13 protein-coding genes and 1 tRNA gene are annotated in these 14,017 nt (G+C 72.8%); 6 read left to right on the top strand and 8 right to left on the bottom strand.

From position 1 onward, the window contains the following. Positions 1-8: 8 nt before the first annotated feature. The 3 genes from BLW85_RS19735 to BLW85_RS19725 all read right to left on the bottom strand — a co-directional run bounded on the left by BLW85_RS19735 (position 9) and on the right by BLW85_RS19725 (position 3,125). The gene (locus tag BLW85_RS19735; RefSeq protein ID WP_208624869.1) at positions 9-1,571 is read right to left on the bottom strand and encodes a Stp1/IreP family PP2C-type Ser/Thr phosphatase; all 1,563 of its coding nucleotides are present in this window, start codon (positions 1,569-1,571) and stop codon (positions 9-11) included. Positions 1,572-1,711: 140 nt separating this feature from the next. Further along, entirely contained in the window at positions 1,712-2,245 is a 534-nt protein-coding gene (locus tag BLW85_RS19730; protein ID WP_070028930.1) for an FHA domain-containing protein FhaB/FipA, read from the bottom strand. Positions 2,246-2,255: 10 nt separating this feature from the next. Continuing rightward, entirely contained in the window at positions 2,256-3,125 is an 870-nt protein-coding gene (locus BLW85_RS19725) for an FhaA domain-containing protein (RefSeq protein ID WP_074992742.1), read from the bottom strand. Positions 3,126-4,015: 890 nt separating this feature from the next. Between BLW85_RS19725 and BLW85_RS19720 the strand changes: the two genes are divergently transcribed. The 6 genes from BLW85_RS19720 to BLW85_RS19695 all read left to right on the top strand — a co-directional run bounded on the left by BLW85_RS19720 (position 4,016) and on the right by BLW85_RS19695 (position 9,946). Further along, positions 4,016-4,099: transfer RNA gene (locus tag BLW85_RS19720), tRNA-Leu, on the top strand. Positions 4,100-4,580: 481 nt separating this feature from the next. Beyond that, entirely contained in the window at positions 4,581-6,047 is a 1,467-nt protein-coding gene (locus BLW85_RS19715; RefSeq protein ID WP_208624868.1) for an MFS transporter, read from the top strand. Positions 6,048-6,455: 408 nt separating this feature from the next. Next, the gene (locus tag BLW85_RS19710; protein ID WP_074992741.1) at positions 6,456-6,977 is read left to right on the top strand and encodes a MarR family winged helix-turn-helix transcriptional regulator; all 522 of its coding nucleotides are present in this window, start codon (positions 6,456-6,458) and stop codon (positions 6,975-6,977) included. A 176-nt stretch (positions 6,978-7,153) separates the two neighbouring features. Next, positions 7,154-8,608, top strand: a complete 1,455-nt coding sequence (locus BLW85_RS19705) for a DUF2252 domain-containing protein (RefSeq protein ID WP_425275339.1) — start codon at positions 7,154-7,156, stop codon at positions 8,606-8,608. A gap of 126 nt (positions 8,609-8,734) precedes the next feature. Continuing rightward, positions 8,735-9,547 carry a hypothetical protein gene (locus BLW85_RS19700; RefSeq protein WP_070024411.1) on the top strand — a complete coding sequence of 271 codons (813 nt, stop codon included), beginning with the start codon at positions 8,735-8,737 and terminating at the stop codon, positions 9,545-9,547. 69 nt (positions 9,548-9,616) lie between these two features. Continuing rightward, a complete protein-coding gene (locus tag BLW85_RS19695; protein WP_070024410.1) occupies positions 9,617-9,946 on the top strand; it encodes a rhodanese-like domain-containing protein in 330 nt (109 codons plus the stop codon). Between the two features lie 155 nt (positions 9,947-10,101). Here the strand turns inward: BLW85_RS19695 and paaE are convergent, their stop codons facing one another. The 5 genes from paaE to paaA are packed head-to-tail and all read right to left on the bottom strand — an operon-like array spanning position 10,102 to position 13,727. Continuing rightward, on the bottom strand, positions 10,102-11,166 hold the full coding sequence (gene paaE, locus BLW85_RS19690) for a 1,2-phenylacetyl-CoA epoxidase subunit PaaE (RefSeq protein ID WP_070024409.1): 1,065 nt from the start codon (positions 11,164-11,166) through the stop codon (positions 10,102-10,104). Beyond that, entirely contained in the window at positions 11,166-11,693 is a 528-nt protein-coding gene (gene paaD, locus BLW85_RS19685; protein ID WP_070024408.1) for a 1,2-phenylacetyl-CoA epoxidase subunit PaaD, read from the bottom strand. The genes paaE and paaD overlap by 1 nt, the downstream gene beginning before the upstream one ends. Then, the gene (gene paaC, locus BLW85_RS19680) at positions 11,687-12,418 is read right to left on the bottom strand and encodes a 1,2-phenylacetyl-CoA epoxidase subunit PaaC (protein WP_074992740.1); all 732 of its coding nucleotides are present in this window, start codon (positions 12,416-12,418) and stop codon (positions 11,687-11,689) included. The genes paaD and paaC overlap by 7 nt, the downstream gene beginning before the upstream one ends. Further along, positions 12,415-12,702, bottom strand: a complete 288-nt coding sequence (gene paaB, locus BLW85_RS19675) for a 1,2-phenylacetyl-CoA epoxidase subunit PaaB (protein ID WP_014673816.1) — start codon at positions 12,700-12,702, stop codon at positions 12,415-12,417. The genes paaC and paaB overlap by 4 nt, the downstream gene beginning before the upstream one ends. Further along, positions 12,699-13,727, bottom strand: coding sequence for a 1,2-phenylacetyl-CoA epoxidase subunit PaaA (paaA, locus tag BLW85_RS19670; protein ID WP_070024407.1), 1,029 nt, complete (start codon positions 13,725-13,727; stop codon positions 12,699-12,701). The genes paaB and paaA overlap by 4 nt, the downstream gene beginning before the upstream one ends. Between the last annotated feature and the right edge of the window lie 290 nt (positions 13,728-14,017).

Below are 14,017 nucleotides of genomic sequence, written 5' to 3'. Positions count from 1 at the left end.
CGGCTTGCCTACTGCTTACCGCACAGCGAGACGACCTTCTGCTCATCCTCCGAGAGGGTGGGGCCGGGGCTGGGGGTCGCGGACGGGGTCGTGGTCGAAGACTTCGAGGATCCCGGGGCTGCCGGGGAGGTCGCGGTCGCCTTCGGGTTCGTGGTCGCGGTCGTCCGGGTGAAGGCGGCACGGCTCACGGTGCCCGTACCGGTCCCGGCGCCGCCGGTGGTCTTGCCCGTGTGCGGCTTGCCCGGCTGGGTGCGCTCGGCATCCTGCCGCTCGGACTCCTTCTTGCAGGCGGAGGCCTGCACGGACAGCTCCTGGATCTTCGACTGGGCGTCCTTGAGGCCGCCCTCGGCGATCGTCGCCTTCACCTGCTTCTGCTGGTACGACGGCAGGTACTTGAGTTCGATCTCCGGGTGGTCCTTCTCGATCTTCGACAGCGACACCCAGGCCAGGTCCTGGCTGATCCCGCGGTACAGCGCGACGTGCTCCTCGTTGGCGCCGACGTAGTACTGCGTCTGCGTCCAGCGGTAGCCGCCGTACAGTCCGCCGCCGACGACCGCGAGGGCCAGGGCGCTGTAGAGCGACGCCTTCAGCCATCTGCGGCCCTTGCGGGGCTTGGTGAAGTCGCCGTCGGCGTACTCGTCGAAGCTGCCCGACGGGGCGTAGCCGGCGCTGTCGCCGGAGCCGGGCGGGCCGAACTCGCCGCTGCCGTGGCCCTGCCTGCCGAGGTGGGAGGCGCGCCCGGCCGGGGTCTGCATGATGCCGTTGTCGTGCAGGTGGAGCTGGTTCTCGGCGACCGCGCCGACCACGACCGGCTGGTCGGACAGCTGGCCCGCGAGGGTGTCGCCGGTGTCCAGGTCGAGGACGTCGGCCACGATCACGGTGATGTTGTCCGGGCCGCCGCCGCGCAGCGCGAGCTGGATCAGCTCCTGCACCGTCTCCTGCGGGCCCTGGTAGCTGGCGAGGGTCTCCTCCATCGTCTGGTGGGAGACGACACCGGACAGGCCGTCGGAGCAGATCAGATAGCGGTCGCCGGCGCGGACCTCGCGGATGGACAGGTCGGGCTCGACGTGGTCGCCGCTGCCGAGGGCGCGCATCAGCAGGGAGCGCTGCGGATGCGTCGTCGCCTCCTCCTCGGTGATCCGGCCCTCGTCCACGAGCCGCTGCACCCAGGTGTGGTCCTGGGTGATCTGCGTGAGCACCCCGTCCCGCAGCAGGTAGGCGCGCGAGTCGCCGACGTGCACCAGACCGAGCCGCTGCCCGGTCCACAGCAGGGCGGTGAGCGTGGTCCCCATGCCTTCCAGCTGGGGGTCCTCCTCGACCATGGAGCGCAGCTGGTCGTTGGCGCGCTGCACGGCCACGCCGAGGGAGGTGAGGATGTCGGAGCCGGGCACGTCGTCGTCGAGGGTGACCAGGCTGGAGATGACCTCGGAGGAGGCGACCTCGCCGGCCGCCTGGCCGCCCATGCCGTCGGCGATCGCGAGCAGGCGGGTGCCGGCGTAACCGGAGTCCTCGTTGCCCTCGCGGATCATGCCCTTGTGCGAACCGGCGGCAAAGCGCAGTGACAGACTCATGCGCACCTCGCCCGTCGGCTCCGAATGCAGCCGGTCGTGTCGAGCCACACTGCCCACCCTCCGGTCGGGAGCGCACCGGGGACCGGACGGCGGTCCGCCGCTGCGTGCTCGCTCCGCTCGCGCTCACTCATGATGTAGCACTACTTCCGCAGCTCGATGACGGTCTTGCCGATGCGGATCGGCGCGCCCAGCGGGATCGGTGTGGGGGTCGTCAGCCGGGACCGCTCCAGGTAGGTGCCGTTGGTCGACCCGAGGTCCTCGACGATCCACTGGCCGCCCTGGTCCGGATAGATCCTGGCATGACGGCTGGAGGCGTAGTCGTCGTCCAGCACGATCGTGGAGTCGTGCGCACGGCCCAGGGTGATCGTCTGGCCCTGAAGCGCGACGGTGGTGCCGGTCAGCGTGCCTTCGGTCACGACCAGCTTGCTGGGGGCGTTGCGCCCGCGCCGGCCGCCGCCGCTCTGCTGGCCGCGCTGCTGCGGGGGAGCGGCCTGCTGCTGCCGGGCCGCCCGGCCGGCCGCGGGCTGGGCCCGCCCGGTGTCCCTACGCGATCCGCGCTGGGTGACGCGCGTACCGAACAGGTCGCTGCGGATGACCTGCACGGCCACGATCACGAACAGCCACAGTACGGCCAGGAAACCCAGCCGCATGACCGTGAGGGTCAGCTCTGACATTGCCCCCGCTTCACCCTTCGGCTTGCCTATAGATAACGGTGGTGCTGCCCACGACGATCCGCGAGCCGTCGCGGAGCGTAGCGCGGGTGGTGTGCTGCCCGTCCACCACGATGCCGTTGGTGGAGCCGAGATCCTGGATCGTCGAGGGCGTTCCGGTCCGGATCTCGCAGTGCCGGCGGGAGACGCCGGGGTCGTCGATCCGCACGTCGGCCTCGGTGCTGCGGCCCAGCACCAGGGTCGGCCGGGAGATCTGGTGGCGGGTGCCGTTGATCTCGATCCAGTAGCGGGTGCGCCCGCCGCTCATCGGGGCGGCCGCGGGACGCTGGGTGGCGGGCTGCGGGTAGCCGTAGCCGCCGGGGCGGGCGCCGGGCGGCGGGGCGGAGGGCATCGGGGGAGCGCCGGCGGGCGGGTAGCCGTACCCGCCCTGACCGGGACCTCCGGCGGCCGGTGCCGCGGGGCTCGGCGCCGCCTGGGCCGGTCCGGGCGCCGCGGCCTGCTGGTCGCTGGAGGAGGCGAGGGTGCGCGAGCGCACCCGGTACAGCCCGGTGTCCAGGTCGTCGGCCTTCTCCAGGTTGACCTTGATCGGGCCCATGAAGGTGTAGCGCTGCTGCTTCGCGTAGTCACGCACCATGCCGGCCAGCTCGTCGCCGAGCTGGCCGGAGTAGGGGCTGAGGCGCTCGTAGTCGGGCGCGCTGAGCTCCACGATGAAGTCGTTCGGTACGACGGTGCGGTCGCGGTTCCAGATCGTGGCGTTGTTGTCGCACTCGCGCTGCAGCGCGCCGGCGATCTCCACAGGCTGGACCTCGGACTTGAAGACCTTGGCGAAGGTGCCGTTCACCAGACCTTCGAGACGCTGCTCGAACTTCTTCAGGACTCCCATGGGGCACCTCCTCCGTCCTTTGCCGTTTCCTTGCCCTGCTCTGTGTACTGCTGTGTGCGCTGCCTTGCCGGGTACCGCCGGTACTGCTGCGGGTACTGCTTCCGGTACTGCTTACTGATCGTATCCACGCCCCCGGCAAACAGCCGGTTCCCCCAGCCGGTCCGCTTCGAACTCCTCCCCGGACCAGCGCGCGGGAACCCTTCCCGGCATGGATCGTAGAGGCGGCCGAGCACCAGTGTCCCGCACCCGGCCTCGCTCCCGGCCCGCCTCCTGGGGAGATGGCCGGGACCGGTACGAGGTTGATACGTGAACCAGGTCTCCTTGATACGAGAACCACCACGTGAACCGGCCCTCCTTCATACGCGCTGGAGAGGCGCGGCGCTGTGCGGATGGTCACGGGTGTGGGGACGGTCACGGTGGGGCGACCGGGGTGGGGACGGTTGGGGTGGGGTTGCCGCGGTGGGGTCCGTCGCGGTGGGGGTGGCGGAGGGGGCGAGTGGTCGGGGGCGACCGGGGATGGTCGGGGGACCGAGGGATCGGGGGATCGGGGGATCGGGGAGCGCGGGGGCGTCGGGGCGGCGGAGGTTGATGTGGGGCCGTGGTGCGGAGCGGTGGGGCGGAGGGTTGGGGTGGAAGGGGGTGGCGATCGGGGACGACGTGGTGGGGCGATGGGTGGGGTGCCGGTCGGGGCGACGGCCACCCGGCCGCCAGGGCGCGGGTGGTGGCCGGCGGCGCGGGCGGCGTCGCGGACCCCGGCTGTTCCGGGTTGAGAAGCCCGGCCGATCCGGGCCGGGAAGAAGGGATGTGAACCCACCCCGTACGACGTGCTAATGTTCTGCATGTCGGAAGGGGCCAGCCCGAAAGGGAAGGAACCGGAAGACACACCCAATGCGCGGGTGGCGGAATAGGCAGACGCGCTGGATTCAGGTTCCAGTGCCCGCAAGGGCGTGGGGGTTCAACTCCCCCCTCGCGCACAGTGAGAATGGGCGGCATCGCAATGGCGATGCCGCCCATTTCTCTTTCCCCGGCAGCCATCTCCCGGCGTTCCCCAAGTGATCTCACGGTGAGGCGCGGTGTGGGCGCGTGTGTGTGAGGAAGCTCTCAAGGAGCCGGCGGCCTCATGTGCCTCCTTGGAGTCGCGACCGGTCTCCACGGACAACACTCGCCGGGACGAGGTTGGTTGGGGGTCGTCCTGTCGGCACGCTCGCTCCGGGCGAGGGCAACACCGGGTAGTCCGGAACCGAGTTGGCGCGGCAAGCGAAGCCGGGGCGCCTCGGGCAGGTCTGCCGCATGTGCGGGCCGGGCTGGCGTAAGGGGCGGGTGCGGGGCCGGGGCCGAATGCGGCGCCGGACTGAGGGTGGGTGCGGCGCGGGGCGTGGGGGCGGGTGCGGCGCGGACGCGGGGGTCGAATAGAACGCTGGCCAAGTATTTCGGTGACCGATGTAATCTGGAGGCATGGCCACCGACACCCGACCGCGTGCGTCCGGACGGCGCGGGCTCGCCCTGCTCACCGTGGAGCGGCCGCGCCCCGAGTCGATACGGGCACGACCGAACGGCTGGTGGCTGGCCGTGGCCACGGTGTGCTTCGGCGCCTTCATGGGACAGCTGGACGCCAGCATCGTGACGCTCACCTACGGCGGTCTGCGCTCGGGCTTCCACGCCTCGCTGGCCGCCGTGGAGTGGGTCTCGCTGGCCTATCTGCTGGCCCTGGTGGCGTTGCTGGTGCCCGCCGGGCGGCTGGCCGACGCCCACGGCCGCAAGCTCCTCTACCTCTACGGTTTCGCCGTCTTCACGCTGGCCTCCGCCGCCTGCGGTTTCGCCCCCTCGCTGACCGCACTCGTGGTGTTCCGCGTGGTCCAGGCGGCCGGGGCGGCCATGATGCAGGCCAACAGTGTGGCCCTGGTCACCACCAGCGCGCCGCGCGAGCGGATGCGCAGCGCCCTCGGGGTGCAGGCCGCCGCGCAGGCCCTCGGGCTGGCGCTGGGGCCGACCGTCGGCGGGGCCCTGGTGGCGACGCTGGGCTGGCGCTGGGTGTTCTGGGTGAATGTGCCCGTCGGCGTGATCGCCCTGGTCGGCGGGCACTATCTGCTGCCCCGCACCCGGGCCAGGACCCGGGTCGCCCACTTCGACTGGCCGGGGCTCCTGCTGCTGGCGACCGCGACCACCAGTGCCCTGATGGGCGTCTCCGCGGCCTCCGGGCTGCCGGTGCCCGGCTGGGGCGTGGCCGCGCTGTTCGCGCTGGCGGTCTGCGCCGGTCTGGCCTTCGTCCGGCGCCAGCGACGGGCGGCCGCGCCGCTGCTGGACCTGGCCCTGCTGCGGGTACGGGCCGTGACGTACGGGCTGGTGGGCGCGCTGAGCGGCTATCTGGTGTTGTTCGGACCGCTGGTGCTGGTACCGGTCGTGCTCACCGCGCGGGGCGTGTCCGAGCTGACCGCCGGACTGGTGCTCACCGCCCTGCCGGCCGGGTTCGCGCTGGCCGCGACCGGCGGCGACCGGCTGCTGCCGTGCGGCCTCGCCGACCGGACCCGCTGTCTGGCTGGTGCCGGTGTGTTCACCCTGGCGATGGCCGGACTGCTGGTCGTCCCGCCGTCCGTCGGCCCGCTGGTGCCGCTGCTGGCGGTGACCGGGCTGGGGCTCGGACTGTTCACCCCGGCCAACAACGCCCTGATCATGGGCGTGATACCGGCGCGGTCCTCCGGCACGGGCGGGGGGCTGGTCAACATGACCCGGGGGCTCGGCACCGCGCTCGGCGTCGCCCTGGTGACGCTGGCCCTGCAACTGGCGGGGACCGGCGCCGACACCGCCCTCCGGGCCGGGCTGCGCTGGTCCGCGGTGGTGCTGGTGGGCGCCTCACTGGTCGCGGTGGGAGCGGCCTGGGCCGGTCCCAAGGGGGAGAGCCCGAGGGAGAGGACAGGCTCGTGAGAGAGCGGACCGGAGCCTGGTGACGGGGGTGGGTTCACGGGCCGGGGTGTGGGGACGGGCAGATTCGGGGGCGGGGGTCCGGGGGCCGGGGACGGGGTCGGATTCACGGGGTTGTGGCCGGGCTGGGGCCCGGGGCGGGGGTCACGTTCGCGGACAGAGGGCCGGATTCGGGCTGGGGCTGGGCCGGGCCCAGGGATGGAGTCGTGTTCGCGGGCCGGTGGTGCTGGGGGTGGGGGCCGCATTCGCGGGCCGGTGGTGCCGGGGACGGGACCGTGTTCGCGGGCTGGTGGCTGGGCCGGGGTCCGGGAACGAAGGCTGGATTCGGGGGCCGGTGGCGCGGGGACCGGGGACGGGTTTCCGGTCCGGCGGCCGGGCCGTTTCCCGGTGGGGCCCGGCTAGGCTTTCCGCATGTCCGCGCAGCCACGCCCCGACGTCTCCGCGCCCGGCCCCGCCGCCCGTGCGCCCGAGGCCCGTCTGCTCACCGAGGCCGTCACCCGGCTGCGCCGCGCGCTGCGCTCCTCGATCCGCACCGACTACCCGTGGGAGACCCTTCCCATGGCGCAGGTCGAACTGCTCCAGGTGCTGGGCGAGCACTCTCCCGCCCGGATCAGCGACCTGGCCGCCCGGCGGCGCCTGGCGCCGAGCACCGTCAGCGGTCTGATCGGCCAGATGATCACCGCCGGGCTGGTCGCGCGCGACGTCGATTCCGCCGACCGCCGCGCCTCGGTGGTCACCCTCACCGACGCCGGCCGCGAGAAGCTCGCGGCCTGGACCACCGCCCACGAACGCCGCATCGACGCCGCCCTCGCCGCGCTCGACGACGACTCCCGCACGGCCATCGGGAACGCCCTGCCCGCGCTGTTCCGGCTGGCGGAGAACCTGGGCGGGGAGACAGGGGAGGGAGCCGCGGAGGGCGCGAGGGGGCGCTGAACTCGACTGCCGCCCGGCCGGGTTGCCCGGGACCGGGCCGCCCCGGGCGGTGGACATCTCCATGCCGTCGGGTCGTCCACAACAGCCCGGTTGTCCACAACCGCCGAGTTGTCCACAGGCGCTGACGCGGATCCCGTCACCGGCTGTACGGTCTCCCCGAGTTGATGTTCGTCTCGATGCGTACGGGGGAGGCGGTCGCCGTGGCCGGGAGCGGTGCGGATGAGCCGGGGCGGAGGACGCGTGGTGGGCACAGGCTGCCGGCGGTGCGGGGGTTCGCCCAGTGGCCGCGGCAGGGCTCGCCCAGGAAAGAGGGCAAGGCGCTGCGGTCGAGCGTGCCGCGCAGCGCCCATCGGTTCCTCGAACTGGACGCCACCCGCCCCGACGCGGTGCGTGCCGTCGAGGAGTCCAACACCGGCCGGATACCGGAGCTGACCGCGATCCGGGTGGGCCGGATGGCGGCCACCCCCTTCGCCTTCCTGCGGGGCTCGGCCGGGCTCATGGCGCACGACCTGGCACGCACCCCCATGACCCGGATCGGCACCCAGATATGCGGTGACGCGCACGCCGCCAACTTCGGTCTGTACGGCGACGCCCGCGGCGGTCTCGTCATCGACCTCAACGACTTCGACGAGACCGTCTACGGCCCCTGGGAATGGGATCTGAAGCGGCTCGCGGCCTCGCTCGTGCTGGCCGGCCGCGAGACCGGCGCCGACGAGGACACCTGCCGCGCCGCGGCGCGGGACGCGGTCGGCGCCTACCGCCACACCATGCGGCTGCTGGCGAAGCTGCCGGTGCTGGACGCGTGGAACGCCATCGCGGACGAGGACCTGGTCTCCCACGCCGACGCCCACGATCTGCTCGGCACCCTGGAACGGGTCTCGGAGAAGGCGCGGGCCAACACCAGCGGCCGGTTCGCGGCGAAGTCGACCGAGCCGCACGAGGACGGCGGGCGCCGCTTCGTCGACGCCTCTCCGGTGCTGCGCCGCATACCGGACCACGAGGCCGCCGCGGTCACCACCTCCCTGGCGGAGTACCTGACGACGCTGCCTGAGGACCGGCACCCGCTGCTCGCCCGGCACGCGGTGCACGACGTGGCCTTCCGGGTGGTCGGCACCGGCAGCGTCGGCACCCGGTCCTACGTCGTCCTGCTCCTCGACCACCGCGAGCATCCCCTGGTGCTCCAGGTGAAGGAGGCCCGCCCCTCCGCGCTGGTCCCGCATCTGGCCGCCGCCGGATTCGAGGCCCCGCCGGTGGAGCACGAGGGCCGCCGGGTCGTCCTCGGGCAGCAGCGGATGCAGGTCGTCAGCGACATCCTGCTCGGCTGGACCACGGTCGACGGACGGCCCTTCCAGGTACGCCAGTTCCGCAACCGCAAGGGCAGCGTCGACCCCGCCGCACTCGCCGCCGACCAGCTGGACGACTACGCCCGCATGACCGGCGCCCTCCTGGCCCGCGCCCACTCCCACGGCGCCGACCCCCGCCTGATCGCCGGCTACTGCGGCAAGAACGACGAACTGGACGAGGCCATCGCCACCTTCGCCGTCGCCTACGCCGACCTCACCGAGTCCGACCACGCCGCCCTGACCACCGCGATACGAGCGGGCCGCATCCCCGCGGAATCGGGAGTCTGACAGGGCTGGTCCCGGAGCCGGGAGGAACCGCGCGACCGGCCGCGACGAGCCCGCCCCGGCACCCGCCCGCCCGCCGCGGCGACCAGCCGAACCGGCCCGGGCGGGGCGCGGCGCTACGCTGGGCGGGTGACCACCCCGGAAGCTGACCAGCCCGCCGAACCCCGTCCCGAGGAGCGGCTCGAACGGGCCGTCCGCGCCGCCGAGCAGGCGTTGATCGAGTACGAGATCGCCGTGGAGACCTTCCGCGTCGAGGTCGAGAACTTCTCCCGGCTGCACGAACAGCGGCTCGGCCCGCTCTATCTGCGTATCGAGGAACTGGACGCCGAGATCGCCGAGGCGAAGGCCGCGCGCACCGGTGATCCGGAGGACGTGCGCCGTGCCGAGGAGGCCCGCGCCCGCGTGCTGCCGATCCCCGGCGTCGAGGAACTGCTGGGCGGCTGGATGGACGGCCACGGCCTCTACCCGGAAGCCGCCGCCATGCTCACCGACCAGGCGGTACGCCCCCCGGAGCGGGTACGGCCCGGCGAGGAGGCCCGCAAGCTCTACCGCGAGCTGGCCCGCAAGGCCCACCCCGACCTGGCGCAGGAGGAGGACGAACGCAAGCGACGCGAGGAGTTCCTGACCCGCGTGAACGCCGCCTACGCCCGGGGCGACGAGAAGCTGCTGAGGGAACTGGCCGAGGAATGGGCGGCCGGCCCGGTGCCGCCCGAGCGGCTCCCGAGCCCCGCCGAGGAGCTGTACGCCCGCCTCGAATGGCTCTCCCAGCGCAAGGAACTGCTCACCCTGGTCGCCCGCGAACTGGAGGACGGCGCCATCGCCGGAATGCTCCGCCTCGCCCCGGACGATCCCGACGCGCTGCTGGAGGAGATCGCCGGCAAGCTGCGCGCCGACATCGCCCAGCGGGAGGCCGAGCTGGCGGCCCTGCGGGAGCAGGGCTGAACCGGGGCCGACAGGACTGAACCGGGTCCGCCTTCGGGTAGCGTCGGAGACATGAATTTCGGAGCTGGTGTGCCCACGGCCGGGGTCACGGACCTCAAGGACGGCGACTTCCTGCTGGACGTCCGCGAGAACGACGAGTGGCAGGCGGGTCACGCCGAGGGAGCGCTGCACATCCCGACGAGCGAGTTCGTGGCCCGTTACGGCGAGCTGACCGAGGCCGTCCCGCAGGACGGCCGCGTGCATGTGATCTGCCGCTCCGGTGGCCGGTCCGCCCAGGTCACCATGTATCTGGTGCAGCAGGGCATCGACGCGGTGAACATCGACGGCGGTATGCAGTCCTGGGCCGCCGCGGGCCGCCCGGTGATCACCGACGACGGCCGCCCGGGCCACGTGCTGTAGTACACCCGCGGGGTCAGCCGAGCGGATGTGCCGCCGGCAGGTCCCCGGGCGTCTCCTCGTACACCGCCGCCGGGCCGAGCGCCGGCTCCAGGCGCTTGGCCCAGGCGTGGTGGCGGTGCAGGGGGTGCCTCGGCGGTTCCCCCTCGTGTCACTCCTCAGCGGTCGAAGTCCAGCTCCACCTGTTCGGTCAGCGGATGGGACTGGCAGGCCAGCACGTATCCGGCGTCCGTCTCCTCCTGCTCCAGGGCGAAGTTGCGGTCCATCCGGACCTCGCCCGCCACCAGGAAGGCACGGCAGGTGCCGCAGACCCCGCCCTTGCAGGCGTAGGGCGCGTCGGGGCGGTTGCGCAGCACCGTCTCCAGCAGGGACTCGCCCTCCCGCACGGGCCAGGTGCCGCCGCGGCCGTCGAGCCGCGCGGTGACCGTGCTGTGCGCGGCCGCCGGTGCGGTGCCCGCCGCGGCCGGACCGGAGTCCACGTGGAAGATCTCCTCGTGTATCCGGGCGCGGTCCACGCCCAGCCCGCGCAGCGCCCGCTCGGCGCCCTGCACCAGCCCGTACGGCCCGCACAGGAACCAGCCCGCCACCTCCTCCAACGGCACGAGCCGCGGCAGGAGTTCGGTGAGGCGTCCCTCGTCGAGCCGGCCGGAGGGCAGACCCGCCTGCTGTTCCTCGCGGGAAAGCACGGTCACCAGCTGAAGCCGCTCCGGATAGCGGTCCTTCAGGTCGGCGACCTCCTCCAGGAACATCGTCGAGGCGGCCGTGCGGTCACCGCGTATCAGACAGAACCGGGCCCCGGGCTCCCGCGCCAGCAGGGTGGAGACGATGGACAGCACCGGGGTGATGCCGCTGCCGCCGACGATCGCCGCGTACAGCCCCGGCGCCGGGTCCAGGGTGAAGCGGCCGGCCGGGGTCATCACCTCCAGTTCGTCCCCGACGTTGATCTCCTTCAGCGCGTAGGTGGAGAAGGCGCCGCCCTCCACCAGCCGCACCCCGACCCGCAGACTGCCGGGGCCCTCGGCGTCCGGGGCGGGAGCGGGTGAGCAGATCGAGTAGGTGCGCCGCACTTCCGTGCCGTCCACCCGGCGCCGCAGCGCGAGGTGCTGGCCGGGGGCGTGGCGGTACTCCGCGCGCAGCTCGGGCGGGACGGCGAGGGTGAGGGCGACGGAGTCGTCGGTGAGCCGGTCGACCGCGGCCACCTGGAGCGGGTGGAAGCGCGCCATCACAACTCCTTGAAGTGGTCGAACGGTTCGCGGCAGGACAGGCAGCGGCGCAGCGCCTTGCACGCGGTCGAGGAGAACCTGCTCAGCAGTTCGGTGTCGGCCGAGCCGCAGTGCGGGCAGCGGACCGGTTCGGTCTCGGTGGCGTGGGTGCGCGTCGGACCGAGGGACAGCGGCACGGGCCCGGAGGACTCGCGCACCCGCGGGGGCGCTATCCCGAACTCCCGCAGTTTGCGGCGGCCTTCCGGGCTGATGTCGTCGGTCGACCAGGCCGGGGTGAGCACGGTGCGGACGGTGACCTCGCGCATGCCGTGTTCCCGCAGGACCCGCTCGATGTCGAGGCTCATCGCCTCGATCGCCGGGCAGCCGGTGTACGTGGGGGTCAGCTCGACCTCGGCGGTGTCGGCGTCGCGCAGACGCACCGCGCGCACCACGCCCAGCTCGTGGAGCGTGAGCACCGGAAGCTCGGGGTCGGGGACCGAGCCGGCCAGCTCCAGCAGCTCCGCCTCCAGGGCGGTGGCGGTCACCATGACGCCCCCGGGTGACTGCGGTGCAGATGCTGCATCTCGGCGAGCATCCGCCCGAACGACTCGGTGTGGATGCCCTGCCGGCCCGCGCCCGCCGACCAGGCCCCGGTGCGGGGCCCCTCGGGGAGACTCAGGGTGGCCCGGCCGAGCACCTCGGTGACGGACTCCAGCCAACGGGACTCCAGGGCCGCCCAGTCGACGTCCAGGCCCAACACGGGCTGGAACATCTCCCCGGTGAACCGCCACAGCGCGGCGCAGGCGCGCCGCATCCGCTCATGGCTGGTCTCGGTGCCGTCTCCCAGACGCAGGGTCCACTGCTCGGCGTGGTCGCGGTGGTAGGCGACCTCCTTGACCGCCTTCGCGGCGAGCGGCGCGAACGGGCCGTCGCTCGCGGCGAGTTCGGCGTGCAGCAGGTGCTGGTAGGTGGAGAAGTACAGCTGGCGGGCGATGGTGTGGGCGAAGTCGCCGTTCGGCTGCTCGACCAGCTGGAGGTTGCGGAAGGCGCGTTCCTCGCGCAGGTACGCCAGTTCGTCCTCGTCGCCGGCCAGGGACAGCAGCACCCGGGCCTGGCCGAGCAGGTCGAGGGCGATGTTCGCGAGGGCGACCTCCTCCTCCAGGACGGGGGCGTGCCCGGCCCATTCCCCGAGGCGGTGGGAGAGCACCAGGGCGTCGTCGCCGAGGGCGAGCGCGGCGGTCACCGGGACGGTGGCCGGTCCGGTGGCGGTCACAGGTGCTTCACCCCTTCCGGGATCTCGTAGAAGGTCGGGTGCCGGTAGGGCTTGTCGGCGGCCGGCTCGAAGAAGGGGTCCTTCTCGTCCGGCGAGGAGGCGGTGATCGCGGCGGCCGGGACGACCCAGATGGAGACGCCCTCGCCGCGCCGGGTGTACAGATCGCGGGCGTTGCGCAGGGCCAGCTCGGCGTCGGGGGCGTGCAGGCTGCCGGCGTGGGTGTGGGAGAGGCCGCGCCGCGAGCGCACGAATACCTCCCACAGGGGCCAGTCGGTGGTGCTCATGCTCGCTCCGCTCCCGTCGTGTCGTGACCGGCGGGTTCGGTGCCGCCGGTGTGCTTGGCCGCGTAGGCCGCGGCCGCCTCCCGTACCCACGCGCCCTCGTCGTGGGCGCGCCGGCGCTGGGTGAGGCGCTGTTCGTTGCACGGGCCGTTGCCCTTGAGGACGTCCCGGAACTCCGACCAGTCGATCGCGCCGAAGTCGTAGTGACCCCGCTCCTCGTTCCACGTCAGGTCCGGGTCGGGGAGGGTGAGGCCCAGGGACTCGGCCTGGGGGACGCAGATGTCGACGAAGCGCTGGCGCAGCTCGTCGTTCGAATGGCGCTTGATCTTCCAGGCCATCGACTGGGCGGAGTGCTGCGACTCGTCGTCGGGCGGGCCGAACATCATCAGCGAGGGCCACCACCAGCGGTCCACCGCGTCCTGGGCCATCGCGTGCTGCTCCGGGGTGCCCTTGCTCAGGGCCAGCAGCAGCTCGTAGCCCTGGCGCTGGTGGAAGGACTCCTCCTTGCAGATCCGCACCATGGCGCGTGCGTAGGGGCCGTAGGAGCAGCGGCACAGAGGCACCTGGTTGGTGATCGCGGCGCCGTCCACCAGCCAGCCGATCGCGCCGACGTCGGCCCAGGTCAGCGTGGGGTAGTTGAAGATCGAGGAGTACTTCTGGCGGCCGCTGTGCAGCTTGTCGAGCAGTTCGTCCCGGCCGGTGCCCAGGGTCTCGGCGGCGCTGTACAGGTACAGGCCGTGGCCCGCCTCGTCCTGCACCTTGGCCATCAGGATCGCCTTGCGGCGCAGGGAGGGCGCACGGGTGATCCAGTTGGCCTCCGGCTGCATGCCGATGATCTCGGAGTGCGCGTGCTGGGCGATCTGGCGGACCAGCGTCGCGCGGTAGGCGTCGGGCATCCAGTCGCGCGGTTCGATGCGCTCGTCGGCGGCCACGGCCGCGTCGAAGGCGCGCTGGTATTCCGCCGGGTCCCCGGCGGTGGCACCGTCCGCCTGCGGGCGGGCCGTGCGCTGCGCGGCTGCTGTGGCCATGCGGTCCCCCTGACCTCGGTCTCTGTGGTGGGATACTCCCGACCGATCGTTCGGTCCGTGTGCGTCAATGGTGTGCCGGGCCGCCGGACAGTGTCAACCGCTGTGGAAAACTCCGCGCGTAGCCCGTGGACGAGCGGGGCCTGTGGACGAAGCGTGGGGGGACGGGAGGGCCCCCGCGCCCGGACTGTGCCGACAGGGGCGGGGCTGAGTACCGTTCCGTGCGAGTGCCGCGGTTGTGGCGCTCGTGGACCGTGCGGCGCCGGTGACGGGCGGCCGTAGCGACGAGCAGA

This window comes from Streptomyces misionensis (genome assembly GCF_900104815.1).
Lineage (GTDB): Bacteria > Actinomycetota > Actinomycetes > Streptomycetales > Streptomycetaceae > Streptomyces > Streptomyces misionensis.
Note: the sequence above shows the minus strand (reverse complement) of the source record. Positions and strands in the feature narration are given on the sequence as shown.